Origin of the sequence: Aeromonas bestiarum (assembly GCF_028751155.1) — a bacterium.
Lineage (GTDB): Bacteria > Pseudomonadota > Gammaproteobacteria > Enterobacterales > Aeromonadaceae > Aeromonas > Aeromonas bestiarum.
The window spans coordinates 1,622,457-1,645,041 of record NZ_CP064746.1; the positions used below are offsets into that span (position 1 = coordinate 1,622,457).

Consider the following 22,585-nt stretch of genomic DNA (forward strand, 5'->3'; position numbering starts at 1 on the left):
TGACGTATGACACCCTATTAAATAGTGAGCGACATAATAAAAACTGGTTGTAATCATGCTAAACGCAAACTCAATACATAGTGAAAAAATCGACACAATGTGAACCACTATTAAATGTTTTTGTTATGTAAGTTACACGCCTGATACATTTTTAATGAATGTCGAAATTACACCCTGAAGCTTTTTCTGAGCATCCCACTGCTTGTCGTACGCTTCAAATATCGATAACTCATCATTATTATAATCTTCTGCAATCTTTTTTTGCGCATCTTGATACGCTTCAATAGACAAGATAAGATCTGGACTTAAAAGTGGCTTGTATACGTACAGCGAGTCTGAAAGAACTTCCTTTAATTTAGCGTGAACTATATTGGAACCATCAGTATTTACTCGTTCTGGAATCCCTTGCTCTTGGTTAAAATGACTGTCAGCTAGTCTTCCTGACATATCAACAGCATCTGAAATAGCCTTTGATAACTTGAGTAAGCTATCTTTGTTAATCTCCCATAGTCTGTCTTTTCGTTGTTTGTGTACTGAGTCGAAATGAATTGCAGTTGCGATGATTGTTGCTACTGCAATGCTAAGATTAACTGTAAATGCATGGTCAAAATCGAATGAAAAATCAAATACTAAATACCATATAGTTGCAGTAACACCGCATAACAGACCTAGAACAAAGTAAACCATTAAAGCCTCAACTGTTAAATTATTCGCATAGCGTGGAGTTGAGGCGCCTGCGCGGTTTTTCGCCCAAGTCGCCTCGAACGCAGGGTTATGCCTCGTTATCGCGACGGGAAGAACATGCATTGAACGACAGGCTGGCCTTGCGCTTGGCATTCTTGGCCCTTCTCAAGTAGAGGTTGTGCAAAGCTTCCGCCGGCAAAACCGAGTGCTGCAAGAATTACTACCATAGCGCCAGTTCTTTCTCTGGGGCCTTCGTTGCGCTGAACCCAAGCGCCAAAGCGACGTAGCTGTCGAGCTACGAGATACAGGACAGGCAGCAGAATGGCCGCAGAAAAAGACAAAATACCAATTGCAAAGTGTGACATGAACTTTCCCCTGATGACCGGCTGTTAAGCTTCGGTGAAACCGGCGTCACTAAGTCTAAATGAAATGCCACCATCAATGACTTCAACCCATTCCTTCTCTGTGGCGAAAACCATACCCAGTTTGAAGTCTTCGAATTGGAGTCCACGACTATGCCAAACGGCAAGAAAATTACTGATTCGAAGGCCGTGACCCGGATACGACTTGAAATGCCCAACGAAGATGGACCAGATTGCGCTGGCGGTCTGCTCGGGTGTTGACGACATTCTCATCGAGGGCTCCTTAGTCAAGAGGCATAACAGTGATTGATAAGCGGTAGTATGAATTCGATAACAGAACCTTTCGTTTAACTTGGCTCCACTACTATCACCGATATGGAAAAATAACCTTCAAATCATGATATTGCCAGCCTATCTCCGGTGTCTAGGCGTATTCGCTCGACTTCTGCTTTTGGCCCTATTTTTGTACAAAAAACAGCCAGTGAACAGCAATGCAAAGCCCCACTAAGTCTTGGCTTCGTCAATAGGTCAGGGCAGTGATCGAGGCGGCCCGTATCACATCGAGTAGCTAGCAAGACTTAGGACGGTGATGGGTCAGAGGTGGTTGCTCTGGGGGATGGTAGTACTAGAATCAGGCAGTCTATCGATAGAGTTAAGGGCGGACCTCCTGATGATCATGTGGTGTCATAAATCCTGACTACACGCTGGTTGGACACTCCTTAGTAGCGAGATTTTTGCTCGCTACTAAGGATGGTTGGGTACTCACCCCTTATCATGTAGCGGAACAACTTTGGTATTCTTAATCAAATTAAGCTCCAGTTGTAGTTCATGGCAACGAAATAGCAGTGCGTTCTCCCGCCTAACAGCATTGTCAGCTAGTACTTGAAGATTGTCTCGTTGATCGCGGTAGTCACGTTTAAGTTTTTCTTGTTTGTCGCACTCAGCCTTGAGTCGTGTTTCCTTATTAGTACGAGTTGATAGGCTCTCCAGTATGTTGTTACGTTGCTGATTGATCTTGTGCTGTTCAATTGCCACCTTGGCCTCAGAGATTACCTCAGGGTACTTGTATATCAACCCGTGGCTACACCCTGCTTCGTTGTTTATGCGTGACAGACTGATCTTACTGTCAGCCTTGGTACGCTCTGGTTTTCCGTCCAGCAGGCGCTGTAAAGCATTGCGAAGACGTTGCTTGGTAATCTGGGTTTTAGCGTTCATGCAATATCTCCTATGCTGGAGGAGTTGATTAAGTCTGTGAATGGTTCGAAAGGTATATTGTGCTCATTCAAGGTTTTCTCGATACTTTTAATATGTGTCTGAATATCTGCTAAGACTGCTCTCATGTAATAGCGACCATTATTCAATGCTCTGAATTTGTTCACCAAGCGTTGATGACGAGGAAGAGCTTCTCGTGCTTTCTCTGGTGTCACTACTTCATGTGCGCAAATTTCTGATTCTTTATCGCTCGAACAAACTCGATCACATTTCGGATTGAAACAATATCCCGTCGGGTGTTCAACCACTGATATGTTCTTCTTACGAAGACTATTTTTTATTTCTTCTTTGGTCATGTAAATTTGGCCAGGGTAATCAACTTGATACGTCTTGCGAGCGGAAATTATCTTATGCCCTTCAACGCCACTTAGCGTCTCTGCATCATTATAGATATAATATAGAACTTGCTCATGAATATCTTGATTAGCTGTTTGAATCATTTTTTGTAATTCAATGTCCATATGTAAGTCGAAATATGCAGCTAATGATGCACCATTCTGATACCAATAAGTCATATTTATGTTTTGATGTTTGAACTGTGCTCGTAGAGACATCAGGTTTCCGAACCTATTCCTCATAAAGAAAACCGCATAACTACGTCTAAAGTCGTGGTTTGATAGTTTTGGAAGTAGATCTCCAGCAGACAATTGTCCTTTGCGAGTAGGATTGAGTGTATTAAACTCAAGAATATCATCGGCACTTGCTCTAACGTCATATTTTTCTGCGAATCTGTGCAATTGCTGGGTTATGTTTTTGTTGATGACTTGTCCGGACTGCTTATTTATGCTGAGGATCAAGAATGCTGATGATGTTGCATGTAATAGGTTTTTATACGAGCTCTTTTGGGGTAAGGTGTTCAGCTTTTTTCGATAATAGATACGAGCAAACATGCTCATTTCATAAGCTAACTCCAGCGCTAGCTTTACAACAGGATGCGTTATCCAAGTTTCAGCTTTTGGTTTACCTGTTGGCTGGGTTTTACTAATTTCACCATGTATTAATGGGATGGCATTACCATTATAACTACGGCTATCATCGTAACTACTAGCATTCATGGATAATCCTTCACATGTTCTAATGCCACTGAATCCAATCAGCACCAGCCAGCAAGCTGTTTGGATTTCAATAGCATTAGATGCATGCCCGTCTAAGCAAAAATTAGAGAAAGGGATTCCATGCGTAATATTTTTTTGTGCCCAGGCAGATAAATCATGAATTCTGATTCCTTGCTCTTTTCGGCGATTTAATTCAGTAAAGTAAGCCTCATAAGCCATACTGATTGAATAACGATATGGATGATATTCCTCTATTATATCTATCGCCTTAGATAATAATTTATTCATCATCGGTTCCGGTAAGGCAATATGCTGTTGAGTTTTTCTGTCTGATGATAGTTTTTTGGTGAAGTTTTCACTAGGATCTATAAATCGCTGTGTGATACCAATATCAAACATATCATTCAATGTAATGTGGATGAGTACTACAACGCTATTACTGAGACGTTTAGATTTTAGTTCTCTTTTAAAGAGAATGTATCTAGCTTCTGAGTTAATAGTATTCCAATCTGCTGATCCGATCAGCTCAGCGATATGTACTAATGCTGAACGTCGGTTAAGTAACGTCGAAAAACCCCAATTCTTTCCCCTAGATATCGCATGTAAAGTATGTTGAATTTCATTGCGATATCTCATGTCGATATGACCAAAATTTATTTTCAAGGATTTACCAAACGTATTTGAAAGCATTCCATGGTAATCCCAGGTTAGATCATCAACATAGCTGCATGGTGTTCCATCTGTATTCGTTGTGGCAACAATTCTAGCCTGTGTAACATAAGTTCGGAAAGGAAAAACATAGAGTAAATTCATTTGTAAATTCTCAGTAAGTCATCGATTGAATTTGAGTCACTATATAGTGGATGTGATTCAATGCGGTTCATTTCTTCAGCTTCTCGATAGGCTTTTGGAGCTTTAGAACGAAGCTTGTCTAGGATGATTTTTGTTTTCATTTCTAAGTGGTAAAAATTTTCTGATGGGGTGCTGTTATATGATGGTCTAGAAAGCATTTGACGTACTGTGTCATAGAATGAAAGCATCATCCAAATATTATCTGTATCAGCAACTAAGGCGTGTGATGGGCAATCAAAACAGCCAATGAAATCAATGCACATGTCTAGTTCTTTGTTGGTGTTACGATATTTTATTTGTTCTTTAGCAATCTTGTCAGTTGATGGTTGCCAGCAACAAAGTCCTGTTAGTGTGATTTGTGGAAGTTGTTTTTTTTCTTTAAGGAACTCTAGTGAGGTCAATGGGTCTTTACAGTTTTTTTCAAATTCCGCGATTACTTCTGCCTTGTTTTCTCCCTTAGCTAATTTGAACAAAGCCTTTGAAGCTCCTGCATTTGCTAAGTTGTGATGAGCTTCTACGCCATGGAGATAATCTTTGCTGGTTGTTTCAATGCTATTGTTGTTAGCGTCTGCGACGGCATGAGGATCATTAAGCACCCGCATCAACATTTGAGAGCGAGTCTTACGAAATATGCTAGCGGTCACTTTAGGTAGTTTATAGGTTATAAGGATATTATTAATAATTCCTTGTGGTGATAAAGCATTCCAGGTTGTGATTTTTCCGTCAGCTTTAAATCGAGGAAACACTGGTGTGTTTGGGTCATTAGACCAACACTCAATTGCCGACAACCACGATTCAAAGAAACCTTTGCTATAGCGAGTAAATCCTAGTTCATTGGTTTGTTTCTGGCCAAAAGCACGGTGTTTAATACTATCCAGCTCATAATTATTACCTACACCTTTTTTGAATTTAATATCACAGCGTCGTAATGAATATAATGGTGTAGGATTAATACCAGTAAACATATATGTTAATAACATGGCTATTCTTACCAAAGAATTACGCCAGTCTCCATTTGATGGCTTTGCACGTCGCTTCGCTATTCCCCGTTGGTGGATTATTTCAGACTCGGATTTGTCTAATTTTATTAAGCGTTCTTGGTCAAATAACTGGCATAATGTTGGGTAAGAGCCGGCTTGGAGTATTGCCATATAACCTCGATACCCTCTATGTAAAAACTTACCTATTTCTGTGAAGTTGTCGTCATCCAGAGTTGGATGAGGAATTGTGTCGCGAACCAAAATTGACGGTAGCATTCTAGCTAGATTGTGTAGACCTTGCGCCTTTAACACCATCGATAAAGCAGATTTTCGATTAGCAGCCACGCCTCCAGTAATACCTCCTTGCATTTTTCCAAGCTTCATTAATCGTACAATTTCTTGACCATACCATATCACATTTTCCTTGGAGAAATTAAAGGTGCGCTCTGCTTTATCAAGGGCGCGAATATATTCACACATATTCTCAAAGTAATTTTTAGTTGAAGAGTTGATGGGCCTGTCAATAAATATGTTGTATAATGTTATTATTTCATTGTCACGATGCATATCAATATGCCAAGGTTCTGGTGACAGATCTCCTGGATTCTTGCAATTACTCCCTTTGCTCGTTATTGGGCAACCTTTATATTTTAATCTTTTGAAATAACACTTTCCCATTGGTGTTTCGATAACCATGGCTTCAATTGATATGGGGATCGGGAGATTTGGCTTAGTTATGTTACTTTGTGGCAACTTTCGCGAGCTGCTTTTCTTAAATGTCATTATTTGTCTCCTGTAGGAGCAAAGGCTCCCTGTTCAAAATGAAAGTCCAAAACATTTTCCCATATTTCCTGCGGGCTTCGTTTCCCTTTACGCATATCTTGAGCTTGGTGCATGTAATTCCAGGTCGTACCTTCTCGTTCATGGCCAAGATGTCCCTGCACATGGCTAAATGCTTTACCTTCATCTACACCATGGTTCAGTAAATTAATAAAACGTTCGACAGCGTAAGTTGAACGTAAGTTGTGGGCCTTATGTTGGAACGGTTCATTTAATCCTATAGTTGGGTGTTCTAGAGTGCGACGAAGATCTGACCAGCGAGCATTAAGTGTGCTCAGCGAATATGGCTTCCCTTTCTCGTTTATGAAAAGATAACTATCATTGATCTGATTCTGTTGTATGGCGTTTTGAACTATAAATTTATCTCGACGTCGAATATAACGAGTCGATTGTAGATAATCATAGAGCATAGCCATTAGCTGGCTAGGGATTTCAATTGTTCTTTCTTTATCAAATTTTGTATCAACCCCTGTTGATGGGCCAATATCAATCTCTACGTATCCATGATTCATTTGAATGGTATTTGGTTTAAATAGTAGGTTGGTTCGCAAAGTCAACACCTCTTCGCGACGTAGACCCGCCCAGCGCATTAGCAAAAATATCCAGCTGAACTCTTCAGGGAATTTAGTTAGTACTAAATTCCCATTACGTCTAGTCAGTACTCTACATGTATTTAATAGAATGTTTGCTAGTGCAGCCCATTGATATGGTGCAAGAGCAGTTAGTGGACTAGGGCGTTTGCGTCGGTCTTTACCTAGCCTCAAGCGTAAGTCGGTAGTGTGTATTTGAATGCGCCGCTGCGCCTGCATATATGTATGACTATTCTGAACGTTGATATTTATTAGCTCATATTGGAATGGAGCATTTTCAAAATGGAAGTGATTTTTAAGATAATGCTTATAAAAATCCACGATCCTATTCAAGTAGGCAATGCAGGTACTCCTAGCTAAACGAATGCTCGGATCGTCGGAGTGGTAGCAGCTCTTGAGGCACTGGCGGTAACGATAAGTCGGTCGTTGGCTTTCTCGTATTGGCATTGTATCCCAATGTAATTCAGGTTGATTGGTTTGACGTCTTGAGACGTTCTCATTAACCAAAAAGCTAAAAAAATGTTTGAGGGCACGAGATGCTACCGAAATGCACTTCGCATCATTTCGTATTTTTTGGTACATAAGGTAAACATTAGCTGCCTCTATTGGCTCTGAGAATAAAACTTTGCTATTGTCATCAAACTCAACATAGTAAAGCAAAGTGATGGGGCCTATTTGTTGAAACTCGCCACTACTACGTATTGTAAGTTCGCCATGTTCATCTACATCGGCTTCCGACTCGCAGTATTTCCAGTTTTTTAATTCGTAGCTAATTATCTTTGTAGTGTTGGAGGTGATAATAGATTCTACGGACATAGAGGACCTCTTCATTGGTAAATGCAATGCAGCTTGATGTTGGTTGTAAAGTATTTAAATAATGTTGGGTTTGCCAGATTACGAGAATTTCATTTGGTCACTTTTATGTTGGTGTTTTTGTTGATAGCAGTGAAGTTGTGCCATATAAAGAGTTCAATGTTCACTGTGTCATTTAATGCAAAAAACACTGTTGCTTTGCATTGGGATGACCATAGCACCAGAGTGAGTGGAGGTAAATTTTTTAAGATTTTAATGGTGGCTTAATGTGTTTTTATTCTTAATTAATGCATTCTCGAGATTAAAAGTAGAGTTTTTACTGTGGCAAGAAAGAAAAGTGAAAATAATAAATAGAGGAGGGGATGAGTATCAAGAGGAGATCCAAAGCAGGATTTATTAAGTAGCAGTCCCTGAGCGTGCCGCATTCTACAGGACGTTATGGCAGTGTGATTTGCTCACATTTAGATGCGTAACAGTAGACTGTCATGTTTATAACGTAACAGTGAGCCACAAGGACAGGGATCACGCTGGCAATCGCCGGGCCATATTGCGGGCGCTGCCGGTGCGGCATGAGCTCTCCTCGTTCGCGTTTGGCAAGCTCACCACCCTGTGCCGGCGTGGCCAGCGCTGGCGCTGGCAGGGGCTCGACTTTGCCGTGCTCTGGCCCGAGCAGCCTGGACGCGGCCATAACAACGACGGCTGCGTGCTGCAGATAAGCGACGGCAACCGGCGCATCCTGCTCAGCGCGGACATAGAGCAGGAGACGGAACGCCGCCTGCTGGCACTGGATCGGGGCGAGCTGGCCAGCACCCTGCTGGTGAGCCCTCATCATGGCAGTCGCACCTCGTCCACCCCGGCTTTCGTCGCGGCCGTGAATGTACGGTATGTGGTGCACAGTGCGGGATTTATTAATCAGTGGGGCTTTCCCCGTCCCGAGGTGGTGGCCCGCTATCGGCAGGCCAGCCAGTGGGTCACCGGGCTGGATGGCGCTATCCTGATTGAACCCCGGGCTGACGGGTTCGGCATCCGTGCCGAGCGCGACCATGGCCCCTGGTATCGCCGGGGGGGCGCCTGGTGGCGTCCCGCGGGCTGGCCCAGCTTGCCTTCTGCCATGTCCCGCCAGGATCCGCTGTGGCGAGGGGCCGCCGGCCCGGAGCCGGCCAGGAAATAATCCATCATCTCCTTCTGTCGAATGCCGGGTTTTGGCTATCAAGATGGCGGCGCCTGGTGGATGCGCAGGCGTTGGCTTGGGCATTAATCCGTCATTTCCGGTGTGGACTCTGGCTATCAAGATGGCGGCGCCTGGTGGATGCGCAGGCGTTGGCTTGGGCATTAATCCGTCATTTCCGGTTCGGACTCTGGCTATCAAGATGGCGGCGCTTGGTGGATGCGCAAGCTTTGGCTAGAATACCCCGTCATTTCCCTTATTAACGGCTATTCATGCAACAAGAAACCTCACAAGACAGCTGGCCCGTCTTCAAGCGTCTGCTCGGTTATGTCCGGGATCGCAAGCTGGGTCTGGTCGGCGGCATCATAGGGATGCTGGGCTATGCCGCCGTGGATACCACCTTCGTCTACTCCATCAAGCCACTGATCGATCAGGGCCTCAATGGCAATGACAGCGGCGTGCTGAAATGGATGCCTTTCTTCGTACTCGGCATCGTTGCCCTGCGTGGCTGCGCCACCTTCCTCTCCAACTATTGCATGGCCTGGGTCGGCAACCATGTGGTGATGCGGCTGCAACAGCAGGTGTTCAGCCACCTGATGGCCATGCCCATGAGCTTCTTCGATCGCCAGAATACCGGCAACCTGCTGGCCAAGGTGACCTATGACGCCGGTCAGGTTTCCTCTGCCGCCAGCTCCACTCTGGTCTCGCTGGTGCGGGAAGGGGCGACCGTGATCGGTCTGCTCGGCCTGATGTTCTGGCACTCCTGGCAGTTGTCGGTGATCTTCCTGGTGGTGGGCCCTGTGGTGGGCATACTGATTGGCCTCATCAGCCGTCGTTTTCGCAAGATCAGCCGCCACATCCAGCAGGCGGTGGGCGACATTACCACCTCGACCGAGCAGATGCTCAAGGGTCATAAAGAGGTGCTGATGTTCGGTGGCCAGCAGGTCGAAGAGAAACGCTTCTTCCGCGTCAGCAACCATATGCGCCAGCAGACCATGAAGATGGTCGCCGCCGATGCCATCGGCAGCCCCATAGTGCAGATGGTGGCCTCGGTCGCCCTGGCCGTGTTCCTCTACGTGGCGACCATAGACAGCGTCAAGGCGACCCTGACCGCCGGTACCTTCACCGTCATGGTCACCTCCATGATGATGCTGCTCAAGCCGCTCAAGAGCCTGACCGACGTGAACAACCAGTTCCAGCGCGGCATCACCGCCTGTCAGAGCCTGTTCGGTCTGCTCGATTCCACCCCGGAAGAGGACAGCGGTACCCGTACCCTGGATCGCGCCCGTGGCGAGATCGAGTTTCGCAACGTCACCTTCACCTACCCGACCAAGGACACCCCTGCGCTGCACAACGTCAGCTTCAAGGTTGAAGCGGGTAAATCCGTGGCCCTGGTGGGGCGCTCAGGCTCAGGCAAGAGCACCATCGCCAGCCTGCTGACCCGTTTCTACGACGTGGAGCAGGGCGAGATCCTGCTCGATGGCGTCAATATTCGCGAGTACCGCCTGAGCGAGCTGCGCAAGCAGTACGCCCTGGTCTCCCAGCATGTGCACCTGTTCAACGACACTGTCGCCAGCAACATCGCCTATGCGGCGGAAGAGAAATACAGCCGGGAAGAGATCCAGCAGGCGGCCCGCATCGCCCATGCCGACGAGTTCGTCAGCAAGATGACCCAGGGGTACGATACCGTGGTCGGCGAGAACGGGGCTTCACTGTCCGGTGGTCAGCGCCAGCGTATCGCCATCGCCCGCGCCCTGCTGCGCGATGCCCCCGTGTTGCTGCTGGATGAGGCGACCTCTGCGCTCGATACCGAGTCCGAGCGTCACATCCAGGCTGCCATCGACGAACTGTGCAAGGCGCGTACCTCGCTGGTGATCGCCCACCGCCTCTCCACCATAGAGAAGGCGGACGAGATCCTGGTGATCGACGAGGGTCATATCGTCGAGCGCGGCAACCACGAAGCCTTGATGGCCAATCAGGGCACCTATGCCCAGTTGCGCGCCATCCAGTTCGGCAACGTAGCTGCGGGTAACAAGGGCTAATGCTGCAGCAACTCTGGTATGGGCAGAGCCGCTGGCGCTGGTTGCTGGCCCCCTTTGCCCTGCTGTTTGCCATCATCAGCGGCGCTCGTCGCGTCGCCTATCGACGCGGCTGGTTCAGGGCCTATCGGGCCAGCCTGCCGGTGATAGTGGTGGGCAATATCTCGGTGGGCGGCAACGGCAAGACCCCGGTCGTGGTCTGGCTGGTGGAACAGCTGCAAGCCCGCGGGTTCAGGCCCGGAGTGGTGAGTCGCGGCTATGGCGGCAAGGCGCCCCATTATCCCTACCGGCTCGATGCCAATAGCGGCACGGCGCAGGCGGGTGACGAGCCCGTGCTCATCGCCCGTCGCTGCGGCTGCCCCGTGGTGGTCGCCCCGAAACGGGCCGATGCGGTGCGTCTGCTGGAGCAAGGTGGCGAGGTGGACATCATCATCACAGACGACGGTCTGCAGCACTATGGGCTGGCCCGCGACATCGAACTGGTGGTGGTGGACGGAGTGCGTCGTTTTGGCAACGCCTGCCTGCTGCCCATGGGGCCGCTGCGCGAGCCTGTGACCCGGCTCAAGCGGGTGGATGCCATCATCTGCAACGGCGGCACGCCGGCCCGAGGGGAGTACCCCATGGCGCTGGTGGCCGATGCGCCGCGCCGGGTGCGCGATGACATGCCCGCCAGCGAGCCCTTGCCCCGCAGCGTGGATGCCCTGGCCGGCATAGGCCATCCCCCCCGTTTCTTCGCCACCCTGAACAGCCTTGGTTATGAGCTGCAGCAGAGCGTCGGTTATGCGGATCATCAGGCGTTTGAGCGGGATGGACTGCTCGCCCGCTTCGGCGAGCGGCCGTTGCTGATGACCGAAAAAGACGCGGTCAAGTGTCGGGGGTTTGCGCCGGATAACTGGTGGTATCTGCCGGTCAGTGCCGAGTTGCCTGCTTCCTTGCTCGACAGCCTGTTGCAGAAATTGCATCCGGCAAAGGCGCCTGCTTCCGACACTGAACACTGAAGAATGGCATGCCGGCTGGTCCGGCATCCTGGCCCGCTCGATAGGGTGGAAGGAGCCGCGATTTGGCTCCGGATTGTAGAATATCAATGGCTCGACATCATAGCGTGCCCGGCATTTTGGCCCGCTCGAGATAGTCGTTTGCTCGACATCGTTGAAGGAGTTTCGTTTTGGCACTGGATATCAAATTGCTCGACATCATCGCCTGCCCGGTTTGCAAGGGGAAGCTGCACTACAACAAGGCCGTACACGAGCTGGTCTGCCGTTTCGACAAGCTGGCCTATCCGCTGGAGGAGGGGATCCCTGTGCTGCTGGAGAACCGCGCCCGTCACCTCAATAGCGACGAGATGCCGTCATGAGTTTCGTGGTGATCATTCCTGCCCGCTACGCCTCCACCCGCTTGCCGGGCAAGCCGCTGGCGGACATCCATGGCAAGCCCATGGTGCAGCACGTGGTGGAAAAGGCCCTGCAATCCGGCGCGGATCGGGTGATCGTCGCCACCGATGACGAGCGGGTACGCAGCGCGCTGGCCTCCTGTGCCGCGCTCGCGGGCTTTGAGGTGTGCATGACCTCGCAGGATCACCAGTCCGGCACCGAGCGCCTGGCGGAAGTGTGTCGTCACTACGGCTTTGCCAGCGATACCATCATCGTCAATGTGCAGGGGGATGAGCCGCTCATTCCGCCCGCCATCATACGTCAGGTGGCCGACAATCTGGCCGCGGCGACGGCGCCCATGGCCACCCTCTCAGTGCCCATTGTGGATGCGGAGGAGGCGTTCAACCCGAACGCGGTCAAGGTGGTGACCGACAAGGATGGCTACGCCCTCTACTTCAGCCGGGCCAGCATTCCCTGGGACAGGGATCGCTTTGCCAAGGGCCACGAACAGATTGGTGATCACTACCAGCGTCACATCGGCATCTACGCCTATCGCGCCGGTTTCATCCAGCGTTACGTGGACTGGGCGCCAAGCGTGCTGGAGCAGGTCGAGGCCCTGGAGCAACTGCGGGTGCTCTGGTACGGAGAGAAGATCCACGTGGCCCAGGCGCTGCAAGCGCCGCCGGTCGGGGTGGATACCCAGGCCGATCTGGACAAGGTGCGTGCGCTGCTGGCGAACTGATGCCAGCCCCACCGACATGACTCTGAACGGTGCCTGCGGGCGCCGTTTTTTGTGTTGAATCCTTGCATAATTATTTGATTACAAACGTCATTTATGAGCACTTTCAAACTTTTCCCGCCCATGGTTTGCCAAACCAGCGAGTTTGGTTATGATGCAAGACGCCGTGTTAACCCTAACTGGCATATAACGAGATAAAAATACGGGGTGTTTGGGTGATAAATGTATTCCTGGTCGATGATCATGAGTTGGTGCGTACAGGGATAAGACGCATTTTGGAAGATGTCCGCGGGATCAAGGTGGTGGGTGAGGCGCAGAGCGGGGAAACCGCAGTCACTTTCTGTCGTCAGCACCATCCAGACGTGATCCTGATGGACATGAACATGCCGGGCATCGGCGGCCTGGAGGCGACCCGCAAGATACTGCGGATCCGGCCCGATGTGCGCATCATAGTGCTGACCATTCATTCAGAAAATCCGTTCCCCACCAAGGTGATGCAGGCGGGCGCTGCCGGTTATCTCACCAAGGGCGCCGCTCCGGACGAGATGATCCACGCCATTCGCCTGGTGCACTCGGGCCAGCGTTACATCTCCCCCGAGATCGCCCAGCAGATGGCGCTCAGCCAGTTTGCGTCGGCGGATGAAAATCCCTTCAAGTCCCTCTCCGAGCGCGAGTTGCAGATCATGATGATGATCACCAAGGGGCAGAAGGTGACCGACATCTCCGAGCAGCTGAACCTGAGCCCGAAGACGGTCAACAGCTACCGTTACCGCCTGTTCAGCAAGCTCAACATCAACGGCGATGTGGAGCTGACCCATCTGGCCATTCGCTATGGCATGCTGGACGCCGACACCCTGTAAGCGGGTGGCGGGGAGTCAAAAAGGCGGCGGGTGCCGCCTTTTTGCATTTCGCCGGCCTGGCGCAGTATGCTCTCCCCGTTGATGCCGACTTCTATCGTTTTCGCCCCTTTGTGTTGAGCCGAGTAGCCGATGACCCTTTCTCCCGAGCCCCTTTTTGACAGCAAGGCCTTTCTGAGCGCCGTGACTCACCAGAGCGGCGTCTACCGCATGTACGACAGCGGTGGCACCGTCATCTATGTGGGCAAGGCCAAGGATCTTAAAAAACGGCTCTCCTCCTACTTTCGCACCAAGGTCGACAGCATCAAGACCCATACCCTGGTGCGTCAGATTGCCGATATCCAGGTGATGGTGACCCACACAGAGACAGAGGCGCTGATCCTCGAGCACAACCTCATCAAGCAATATCAGCCGCGCTACAACGTGCTGCTGCGCGACGACAAATCCTACCCCTGGATCATCATCACAGGGCACCGGCATCCCCGCATCGGCGTCCATCGCGGCGCGCGCAAGGTGAAGGGGGAGTACTTCGGCCCTTACCCTTCGGGCGGCGCCGTGCGCGAGAGCCTGCACCTGATGCAGAAGATCTTCCCGGTGCGCCAGTGCGAGGATGCCGTCTATGCCAACCGTACCCGTCCCTGCCTGCTCTATCAGCTCAAGCGCTGCGCCGGCCCTTGCGTGGCGGGGTTGGTGAGTGAGGCAGAATATGCCCAGCAGGTGGAGCTGGCCAAGCTGTTTCTGGCGGGCAAGAACCAGCAGGTGATAGGGGAGCTGGTGGGCAAGATGGAGTCTGCCAGCGGCGATCTGCGCTTCGAGGATGCGGCCCGCTACCGGGATCAGATCCAGGCCCTGCGCCGGGTGACCGAGCAGCAGTCGGTGAGCGGCAACGTGCTCGATGAACTGGATGTGGTGGGGGTGGCGTTCGAGCAAGGCGCCGCCTGCATCCATGTGCTCTTCATTCGTCAGGGCAAGGTGCTGGGTTCCCGCAGCTACTTCCCCAAGGTGCCTAGCGATACGCCGCTGGAGGAGGTGGTGCAATCCTTCCTGCTGCAGTTCTATCTGTCGGGGCAGGGGGGCAGGCAGATCCCGAGCGAGGTGCTGCTGGACGTGGCCCTCGAGGATGAGAGCGTGATTGCCGAGACCCTGAGCCAGACCGCAGGTTACAAGGTGCGGGTGGTGAGCCGTACTCGTAGTGAACGAGCGCGCTTTATCAAGCTCGCCTCCATCAATGCGCAAACGGCGCTGCGCTCGCGCCTCGCCCACAAGAGCACCACCCAGGCCCGCTTCAGCCAGCTGGAAGAGTTGCTGGAGCTGGAGCAGCCCATCGCCCGGATGGAGTGTTACGACATCTCCCACACCATGGGGGAGCGTACCGTGGCTTCCTGCGTGGTGTTCAACCGGGAGGGGCCGCTCTCCTCGGAATACCGCCGTTTCAATATCGACGGCATCACGGGGGGGGATGACTACGCCGCCATGGAGCAGGTACTGGAGCGGCGCTTTGGCAAGCTGCAGGAGCCGGACAAGGTGCCGGACGTGCTGTTTATCGACGGCGGCCTGGGTCAGCTGCGCCGCGCCGAGGAGATCCTGGCCCGTCAGCTGGAGTTCCTCGGCGGCAAATACCCGCTGCTGGTGGGCATCGCCAAGGGGGTGACCCGCAAGGCGGGGCTGGAGACCCTTATCCTGGGGGAGAGTCACGAAGAGTTGCACTTGCCGGCAGATATGCCCGCTTTGCACCTTATTCAGCATATTCGCGACGAATCTCACCGTTTTGCCATCACGGGCCACCGGGCGCGGCGCGCCAAGGCCCGCACCACCAGTACCCTGGAGGACATTCCGGGGGTGGGGCCCAAGCGGCGTCAGGCCCTGCTCAAGTACCTGGGCGGGTTGCAGGAGGTGAAGAAGGCAGGGGTGGACGAGCTCGCCAAGGTGCCCGGCATCAGCCAGGAGCTGGCTCAGTCTATTCATGATGCGCTGCACTCGCTCTGAGGCGGCAGGGTACTGGGCATCAGCCCGGCGTGGCCCAGTTCATTCCATTCACGATGCCCTGCGCTCGCTCTGAGCTGGCAGGGTACTGGGCATCAGCCCGGCGCTGGTTTGATCCACGCCATTCACTATGCCCTGCACTCGCTCTGAGGCGGCAGGGTGCTCGGCATCAGCCAGGCGCTGGTCTGACCCACACCATTCACTATGTCCTGCGCTCGCTCTGAGCCAGGGGTCAGGGCTCGTCGCGCTCGGCATTCAACCCAGTCCATCCTGGATGCCTTGCATTCGCTCTGAATCGTGGCCACCATCCCGCCTCTGGGTGCACAAGAGCCGTGACGCAGGGGGCCCGTAAATGCCATAATGGCCTGCATCCTGAGGTTGTTGATGGATTAATAGACCAAGGCGGGCGCCTGTCCGGTTGCATCCGTGATCGGCTTGGGGCTACCATGTAGCGGCATACAAGAAGTGGCTGAAAATAATGACAAATATTCCTAACCTGCTGACGTTTTTTCGGATCTTGCTCATCCCCGTCTTCGTCATCCTGTTCTATGTACCCTATCAGTGGTCCTATCTGGCGGCGGCCCTTGTCTTCATTCTGGCGGCCGCGACCGACTGGTTTGATGGCTACCTCGCCCGCAAGCTGAACCAGTCCACCGCCTTCGGCGCCTTCCTCGATCCGGTCGCCGACAAGATCATGGTGGCGGCGGCGCTGGTGGTCATAGTCGAACACTACAACACCATCTGGGTCACCATCCCCGCCATGACCATGATTGGCCGCGAGATCATCATCTCCGCCCTGCGTGAATGGATGGCCGAGCTCGGCAAACGCTCCTCGGTGGCGGTCAGCTGGATTGGCAAGTGGAAGACCATGATCCAGATGGTGTCGCTCACCGGCCTCATCTGGCAGTACGACATCTGGATGGTATGGCTCGCCTACGTGCTGCTCTATGTGGCGACCGTGCTCACCTTCTGGTCCATGTTCCAATACATGAAGGCGGCCTGGGGCGATCTGACCTACCACTCCCGCTTCTAGTTCCTGCTTTGGCATAAAGCATCGTTTCCCCGCCATTGGGGCAGGGAAACGATCATGAGTGGTAAAAGTGCAGGAAAAGGGTAAAAAACACCCGAACGATCAGGGTATTAAACATTTTTGGTTGACTGGGCGAGGAACATCGCTAGAATGCGTCCTCGTAGTCAGGCAGTCAGCCAGACCAATGCGGGAATAGCTCAGTTGGTAGAGCACGACCTTGCCAAGGTCGGGGTCGCGAGTTCGAGTCTCGTTTCCCGCTCCAAATTCAGACAATAGAGAGCCAACTCTCTTTTGCATGGCGCGTTAGCAAAGCGGTTATGCAGCGGATTGCAAATCCGTTTAGTCCGGTTCGACTCCGGAACGTGCCTCCATATTGACAAGCCCGCCGCGCGGACTTGATACCGATTGCGGTGCCCGAGTGGTGAAATCGGTAGACACAAGGGATTTAAAATCCCTCGACGTTCGCGTCGTGCCGGTTCGATTCCGGCCTCGGGCACCATATTAGAATATCATGCTGTATCAAAACATATCTGAAACCCGCATAGCTTAAGGCTTTGCGGGTTTTTTGTTATGTCTTGTCGTATCATATCCAGTCACAACATACCCCCAGCTCTGGGGGTACATCTGGGGGTATTGGTTCTGATAGGGGTTAAAAGTACCCCCAAACGTGCCTAGCCCTTGCTCTGTCTGGGCTGTGCCGTGGTGACAGATACCCCTGTGTGTGCAAGTACCCCCAAGCAAACACACGGGAGATACCCCCATATGCCGTTATCTGATATCACTGCCCGACAAGCCAAGTTCAATGGCAAGCTGCAGAAGCTATCCGATGAGAAAGGGTTGTTCTTGTTGGTCAACCAGTCCGGTAAGTATTGGCGCCTCAAGTATCGCCACGGTGGCAAAGAGAAGACGCTCGCCTTGGGCGTCTATCCCGAAGTGTCACTGAAAGAGGCAAGGGCCAAACGGGATGATGCTCGCCGGCAGCTAGCTGAAGGGGTGGATCCGGGCCTCGTCAAAAAGCAGAGCAAGATCGCCAACAAGCTGGCAAGCGAGAGCAACTTCGAGGCACTGGCACGAGAGTGGCACCAGAGCCAGCTTGCCCGCTGGACGCCTGTCCATGCAGCCAGGGTGCTAAAATCGCTTGAAGTGGATGTCTTCCCCGATATTGGGGTTGTGCCAGTTGCCGAGCTGACCGCGCCCATGATGCTAGATGCTCTGCGCAAGGTCGAGAAGCGGGGAGTTACTGAAACCGCGGGCCGGATCCTGCAGCGGATCGGCTCTATCATGCGCTACGCCATCCAGACCGGACGAGCCAGCTACAACCCAGCCCAAGACCTAAGAGGGGCGCTCAAGGCCACCAAGCAGGAGCACAGGCCCGCCTTACCCCGTTCTGAGCTGCCAGAGTTCTTCCGCCGCCTTGAGGCCGAGCCGCTGAATCCGGCGACTCGCCTTGCCTTCCATCTGCTGATGTTGACCATGACACGCCCTGGTGAGGTGCGTTTTGCCCGTTGGAATGAGTTCGACATGGAACGGGCCGAATGGCGGATCCCTGCTGCGCGGATGAAGATGCGAACCGAGCACCTTGTTCCCCTTTCCCGCCAGGCGTTGGCCGTGCTCGATGAGCTGCGCCCACTGACCGGCCATTGTGAGTTGCTGTTCCCGAGCGAGCGCAAGTTGACCAACCCCATCAGCGAAAACACCCTGAGTTATGCCATGGGGCGAATGGGCTACAAGGGGATCGCCACGCCGCATGGATTCCGGGCGCTGGCTTCCACCACTCTGAACGAGGAGGGCTTTGATCCGGATGTGATCGAGCGTCAGCTGGCCCACGCCGAACGCAATAAGGTGAGGGCGGCCTACCACCGGGCCGAATACTTGGACGACCGCCGTAATCTGTTACAGTGGCTGGCTGATTTCTATGACTCCCAGAAAGGCGACACAGAGCACTGTGTGAACTTCAAACGAGTAATTTTGCAACGTTGAAAGGCGATGAGATGACCCAGAAACCCAACCAAACCACCCAGAGCAGGCTAAACCTTCTGACGCAACTTGAATATTGCCGACTGGGCCGGGCTGCAGAAATACTAGGTTGTGAGGTATCAGACCTGATCCATTTTGGGGCAACTGAGCGGGTAGAGTTATACTTATTGCTGACTAATGAACCGGTAGTCGAGGTTCATTTTCCAGAGCTTACAGATGATTTTCTTAATCGTTTCAACCAGCGCAAAAACAAAAAATTCATATTGGGTTTAAATACTGCCATTCGACCTGTGGGTTCTGATGAATTGGAATATTCAAGTCGATCACAAAGGGCCATGCTATACGGGCTCTGGCAGTTACCACCGAATATAATAAGTTTCTTTGAGGACGATATGTCCATGGGGCTGGAAGACATTTATGTACGAGTCATGGCTAAGACCAGTGAGGGGGATATTGCATTCGCGGACTTGAAAGAGTGGGAGCGCCCGCCCACGGTTAAGGATTTTTATCTCAAACAAGCGGACTTGATACGACTACATACTAGCTTTACCACAGGCTCACCACTAGAGAGGCAAGTCGGATTGTCTGTTGAGCAAGTCGAACAAATTCAACAAGCCAATGAGCTAATCCAGCGCAAACCTAGTCACCAAGCAGAACGCTATGCGGCAAATCGTGAGCTGATTTTAGCTGCTGCCATCCATGCAAAACTGAGATGGCCTGATGAATGTGGAAATACAGCGAAAGAGTGGGCAGACACGATATTAGATCATGCCTTGCAGCTGTTTCCTGATAGACCCGCCAACGATCCCGCGCCCTTATCTGATCAGGTGATAGAGCGGATTCTTGGAGCTGCAATGAACAACGGCACTCCACACAAGAGCAAATAAAATCAATGTCAGGTAGGCATTCGTTGGCTTACCTGATGTAAGGTAGGCCTTACCTATCACTGCTTTCCACCTTCTTCATGCTCTAATGACTTCCGACACGTTAAAACATAAAGGGAGTACCTAGGCCATGTCAGTATATGAAGTTCAAGAAACCAACCTGCACAAGTTACCCATGGAAGGTTATATCCGAGCCAAAGCATTAGCTCCTCTACTAGGGATCGCCGTTGTTACCTTGTGGCGCTGGTCTGCCATTGGCAAGATCCCGAAACCTGTGAAGTTAGGTGAGCGTGTGACCGCTTGGCGTGCCGAAGAAGTGCGTAACTGGATGAACGACCGCAACAACAATCAAGTGATATAAGGGGAAGCATACAAGCTACAGCATCAGAGCTGTGAGCATTGTTTTCTGCTGTATAAATTTTCTTGTTCTGTACGCCAGGTTTGAACGATTTTATACATTGGAAACCATCGAGACTATGTGAACAACTGAAGAAAAAATAACCAGAAGCGTTTAGAATATTGCTGAAAATGCGGAAGGACACCTCAAGGTTAATAAGAAGTCACGCCGCTCTTGATGCAGTTCTCTGTGTAATGTACTAATGTTGTCTATTCAAAAATAGCTGACAGTGTTGACCATTTGATATTTATTTTTTTCTTCCGTAAATATTGCAGGCCTTAGCCACAGCATCAGAAATATAAACATTATTACCCTTATAAGGAAGGTACTAATAACTCACTGTATGTCAATTTCTGATGGTATAAGTTACACGTAGTCATGATGGGCCTAAATTGTCGTTTAGCGAGCAGCTTAGAGTATGGACATAATAAACTTTAGGTGTTAACAATGAAAAGATTTCTCAGTGCTAAGACAAATGAACTTATTGCAGTTGAGACTATGTTACCAAAATTTGAAACATTGAAAGCATGTAGGAAAGAAAAGGAGTTACGAATAGGAAAGCTTTCTAGAACGAGTGGCTATAATGGAAAGCTACTTGCATCAAAACTATCAGATTGTCTAGATGAAGAACCTTGTTTTAGTTTTGCATGTCCTGAATGTATAAGGAAATTTCGGATAAGAAAGATAAGTCAACTAGTACTTTTTAGTGAAGACTATACAGCGTGGAAAGTTGCAACGTTCATCTATTATGACGAAATGGTTCGCGAGTTAGATCACCTAGATATCGTTCGCTTGAAAAACAAGCTTCGTAAACAACTAGAACGCGCGGGCGTAACGGATGTTGTAATAGGTTTTTTTGAGGTGGATTTCCATTCAGAATATCAACGCTGGATGCCTCATTTTCATCTTTTAGTTAGATGCAAAAATTCTCATTCTAGAGAATGGAAAAGATTGAGGAATACATTTGAAAATCAGCAAACGCCAAGCAACGTTCACATTCGAAAATGTAGGCCTGTTTTGTTTCAGAAGTTCAAAGAACCATTAAGGCAAACGGCTTATATTTGCAAAGTTATGTGGCAACAAGTGGAGTCGTATTATGACGCCAAGGACCGTAGGAGAACAAAGAAAGTCAGGTTGTCAAACCGCAACTTTGTTGATGCATTACTGAAGCTGGACTCATTGAAATCATCTGACTTAGAGTTCATGTATAGGGTGCGGCAGCATGGTACAACATTGAAAGAGCCTGTCCGTGGTAAAAAATGATGCTTAGCTATTCTATGCTATTAGATTACCCATACTCCACAATGGAACTGTCTATTGGCTATATTAGGTGGCTAACACTACTCATCGGGTTGCATTGTAAGCTTGTAGCCTGATGAGGTAGTTATCTTGCCTCCAAGTATCGAGCTCTAGTTTTTTAACAAGGCGCAGATTGTCTCTGATCACGGAAGTTACGATGGATATTGCTGTGACTGTCGACATCGGTACTTTCTAGCAATGACTGCATTGCCTTACCAATGCAGTCGGCCGTTTGCTCTAGCGTCGCTATGATGAGACTAGTTGTGACAGTCACAAGTTTAATGGTTATTTCTGTACAGGGGGGTTGTGAGCGTCACGATTGTATCGCTGATATAGTTGGTAGCAATAATGTACGAAAATTAACGTTTGTGATGGTCACAATTCGCTGTCTTGCATATGTAAGTGACACAAGTTTATGGCGTGTTGCTAGGTGCGCTGCAATTTAAAATTCCTTTGTGAGCGTGATGCAATGAGTGGCATTACTTGGTTTGATGTCTGGTTTTCAGATCTGATGTCGAGTTTAATTTTTGTTGTGAGGCAAATTTATAATGAGTAAATGTGTGAAAAAATTCAAAAAAAAAGAGTCGTTAAATAAACGCTCGATAGTGCGAGAGCTGAGGACTAAGCAAGCGGCTGAGCTTGTTGACTCTGACATTACACGCCAGGCAACGGAGAGAAAGAGGGCGTCAAAAAATAGAGTGGTGGCGTCTGGATTTAAGCCAATGACTTTGAATTTAGATTCTGCAGTTATAGAGTTGTTACATGATCTTTATGGTGGTGCAGGCTTAAAATATACTGCAAGAGGTGGTGATAAGTGTTTCAAGGCCGCTGAACTGTCTACGATGATATCGTATTTGATAACCTCCTTTTGCGATAACGTCGCTGCTAACGACTCTTTGGGTTATAAAATTTATTTGCACAAGATTTTGACTGTTGTAAAGTTCAGAAAAGAAGTCCAGTTTGAGAATGCAGAACAAATTTGTGATTTTTTGAATGCCAATAAATTTAAAAGATACACATCAGCTTTAGGAATTAAGAAAGGTTATGATTCAAAATGGGAACCCAAGAACTTAAAAATATATCTTGAAGTTAATGCCGTAGATGAACTCTATAAAGCAATGGGCAAGCGTCCAAAAATGAAAAGAATTGTTCGTGAGAGAATGCCTTAACTTTTCTGTACAGGTCTTCTTATCATCTAGCCGTTAACCAGTACCAATTTGCTGCAGCATACTGGGCCTCCATCACAACCGATATAGTGTGATAAATCTCACAGTGGATGTTCAGAAAACTAGTGGTACCTCAAGAATGATGGCACTCTGTCATGAGATTTTACATCGTCTCCGGAGTTAGCAAGGAAACCCTAAGCCCTGCCGTCGTTCTTTGCTTGACATATT

At 50.1% G+C, this 22,585-nt stretch carries 18 protein-coding genes, 3 tRNA genes and 2 pseudogenes; 16 read left to right on the plus strand and 7 right to left on the minus strand.

What is annotated here, in order from left to right:
- Nucleotides 1-132: 132 nt before the first annotated feature.
- The 7 genes and pseudogenes from IU367_RS07720 to IU367_RS22075 all read right to left on the minus strand — a co-directional run.
- Nucleotides 133-837, minus strand: a complete 705-nt coding sequence (locus IU367_RS07720; RefSeq protein WP_274453888.1) for a hypothetical protein — start codon at nt 835-837, stop codon at nt 133-135.
- A gap of 236 nt (nt 838-1,073) precedes the next feature.
- Nucleotides 1,074-1,313 (minus strand): hypothetical protein, encoded by a 240-nt coding sequence (locus IU367_RS07725; RefSeq protein WP_274453889.1) that lies wholly within the window; start codon nt 1,311-1,313, stop codon nt 1,074-1,076.
- Between the two features lie 495 nt (nt 1,314-1,808).
- Nucleotides 1,809-2,261: a hypothetical protein gene (locus tag IU367_RS07730; RefSeq protein ID WP_274453890.1), complete on the minus strand. Its 453-nt coding sequence runs from the start codon at nt 2,259-2,261 to the stop codon at nt 1,809-1,811.
- Nucleotides 2,258-4,186, minus strand: coding sequence for a hypothetical protein (locus IU367_RS07735; protein WP_274453891.1), 1,929 nt, complete (start codon nt 4,184-4,186; stop codon nt 2,258-2,260). Before IU367_RS07735 ends, IU367_RS07730 begins: the two co-directional genes overlap by 4 nt.
- Complete coding sequence (locus IU367_RS07740) at nt 4,183-5,988, minus strand: hypothetical protein (protein WP_274453892.1); 1,806 nt, start codon at nt 5,986-5,988, stop codon at nt 4,183-4,185. Before IU367_RS07740 ends, IU367_RS07735 begins: the two co-directional genes overlap by 4 nt.
- The gene (locus IU367_RS07745; protein ID WP_274453893.1) at nt 5,988-7,451 is read right to left on the minus strand and encodes a tyrosine-type recombinase/integrase; all 1,464 of its coding nucleotides are present in this window, start codon (nt 7,449-7,451) and stop codon (nt 5,988-5,990) included. Before IU367_RS07745 ends, IU367_RS07740 begins: the two co-directional genes overlap by 1 nt.
- Before the next feature lie 458 nt (nt 7,452-7,909).
- A pseudogene (locus tag IU367_RS22075) lies at nt 7,910-7,957 on the minus strand (hypothetical protein); the annotation flags it as partial.
- Here IU367_RS22075 and IU367_RS07750 point away from each other — a divergent pair.
- The 16 genes and pseudogenes from IU367_RS07750 to IU367_RS07825 form a co-directional block, all read left to right on the plus strand.
- Nucleotides 7,945-8,544: pseudogene (locus IU367_RS07750) on the plus strand (ComEC/Rec2 family competence protein); the annotation flags it as partial. The pseudogenes IU367_RS22075 and IU367_RS07750 overlap by 13 nt on opposite strands.
- A 344-nt stretch (nt 8,545-8,888) precedes the next feature.
- Nucleotides 8,889-10,658, plus strand: coding sequence for a lipid A ABC transporter ATP-binding protein/permease MsbA (gene msbA, locus IU367_RS07755; protein WP_274453894.1), 1,770 nt, complete (start codon nt 8,889-8,891; stop codon nt 10,656-10,658).
- Nucleotides 10,658-11,653, plus strand: a complete 996-nt coding sequence (lpxK, locus tag IU367_RS07760) for a tetraacyldisaccharide 4'-kinase (protein WP_274453896.1) — start codon at nt 10,658-10,660, stop codon at nt 11,651-11,653. The genes msbA and lpxK overlap by 1 nt, the downstream gene beginning before the upstream one ends.
- 167 nt (nt 11,654-11,820) lie before the next feature.
- Nucleotides 11,821-12,009: a Trm112 family protein gene (locus IU367_RS07765; RefSeq protein WP_042036532.1), complete on the plus strand. Its 189-nt coding sequence runs from the start codon at nt 11,821-11,823 to the stop codon at nt 12,007-12,009.
- Nucleotides 12,006-12,767 carry a 3-deoxy-manno-octulosonate cytidylyltransferase gene (gene kdsB, locus IU367_RS07770; RefSeq protein ID WP_098983579.1) on the plus strand — a complete coding sequence of 254 codons (762 nt, stop codon included), beginning with the start codon at nt 12,006-12,008 and terminating at the stop codon, nt 12,765-12,767. The genes IU367_RS07765 and kdsB overlap by 4 nt, the downstream gene beginning before the upstream one ends.
- 212 nt (nt 12,768-12,979) lie before the next feature.
- Nucleotides 12,980-13,624: a UvrY/SirA/GacA family response regulator transcription factor gene (uvrY, locus tag IU367_RS07775; RefSeq protein ID WP_011706579.1), complete on the plus strand. Its 645-nt coding sequence runs from the start codon at nt 12,980-12,982 to the stop codon at nt 13,622-13,624.
- Nucleotides 13,625-13,753: 129 nt separating this feature from the next.
- Nucleotides 13,754-15,607: an excinuclease ABC subunit UvrC gene (gene uvrC / locus IU367_RS07780; RefSeq protein WP_043556606.1), complete on the plus strand. Its 1,854-nt coding sequence runs from the start codon at nt 13,754-13,756 to the stop codon at nt 15,605-15,607.
- A gap of 475 nt (nt 15,608-16,082) precedes the next feature.
- On the plus strand, nt 16,083-16,637 hold the full coding sequence (gene pgsA, locus IU367_RS07785; protein WP_042036538.1) for a CDP-diacylglycerol--glycerol-3-phosphate 3-phosphatidyltransferase: 555 nt from the start codon (nt 16,083-16,085) through the stop codon (nt 16,635-16,637).
- A 183-nt stretch (nt 16,638-16,820) separates the two neighbouring features.
- Nucleotides 16,821-16,896: transfer RNA gene (locus IU367_RS07790), tRNA-Gly, on the plus strand.
- A 35-nt stretch (nt 16,897-16,931) separates the two neighbouring features.
- Nucleotides 16,932-17,005 (plus strand) — tRNA-Cys (locus tag IU367_RS07795).
- Between the two features lie 41 nt (nt 17,006-17,046).
- Nucleotides 17,047-17,133, plus strand: a tRNA-Leu gene (locus tag IU367_RS07800).
- A 263-nt stretch (nt 17,134-17,396) separates the two neighbouring features.
- On the plus strand, nt 17,397-18,614 hold the full coding sequence (locus IU367_RS07805) for a tyrosine-type recombinase/integrase (RefSeq protein ID WP_274453897.1): 1,218 nt from the start codon (nt 17,397-17,399) through the stop codon (nt 18,612-18,614).
- An 11-nt stretch (nt 18,615-18,625) separates the two neighbouring features.
- Nucleotides 18,626-19,498, plus strand: a complete 873-nt coding sequence (locus IU367_RS07810; RefSeq protein WP_274453898.1) for a hypothetical protein — start codon at nt 18,626-18,628, stop codon at nt 19,496-19,498.
- Between the two features lie 127 nt (nt 19,499-19,625).
- Nucleotides 19,626-19,856 carry a helix-turn-helix transcriptional regulator gene (locus tag IU367_RS07815; RefSeq protein ID WP_274453899.1) on the plus strand — a complete coding sequence of 77 codons (231 nt, stop codon included), beginning with the start codon at nt 19,626-19,628 and terminating at the stop codon, nt 19,854-19,856.
- A 483-nt stretch (nt 19,857-20,339) separates the two neighbouring features.
- Nucleotides 20,340-21,155: a hypothetical protein gene (locus tag IU367_RS07820; protein ID WP_274453900.1), complete on the plus strand. Its 816-nt coding sequence runs from the start codon at nt 20,340-20,342 to the stop codon at nt 21,153-21,155.
- Nucleotides 21,156-21,751: 596 nt separating this feature from the next.
- On the plus strand, nt 21,752-22,360 hold the full coding sequence (locus tag IU367_RS07825) for a hypothetical protein (protein ID WP_274453901.1): 609 nt from the start codon (nt 21,752-21,754) through the stop codon (nt 22,358-22,360).
- Nucleotides 22,361-22,585 lie beyond the last annotated feature (225 nt).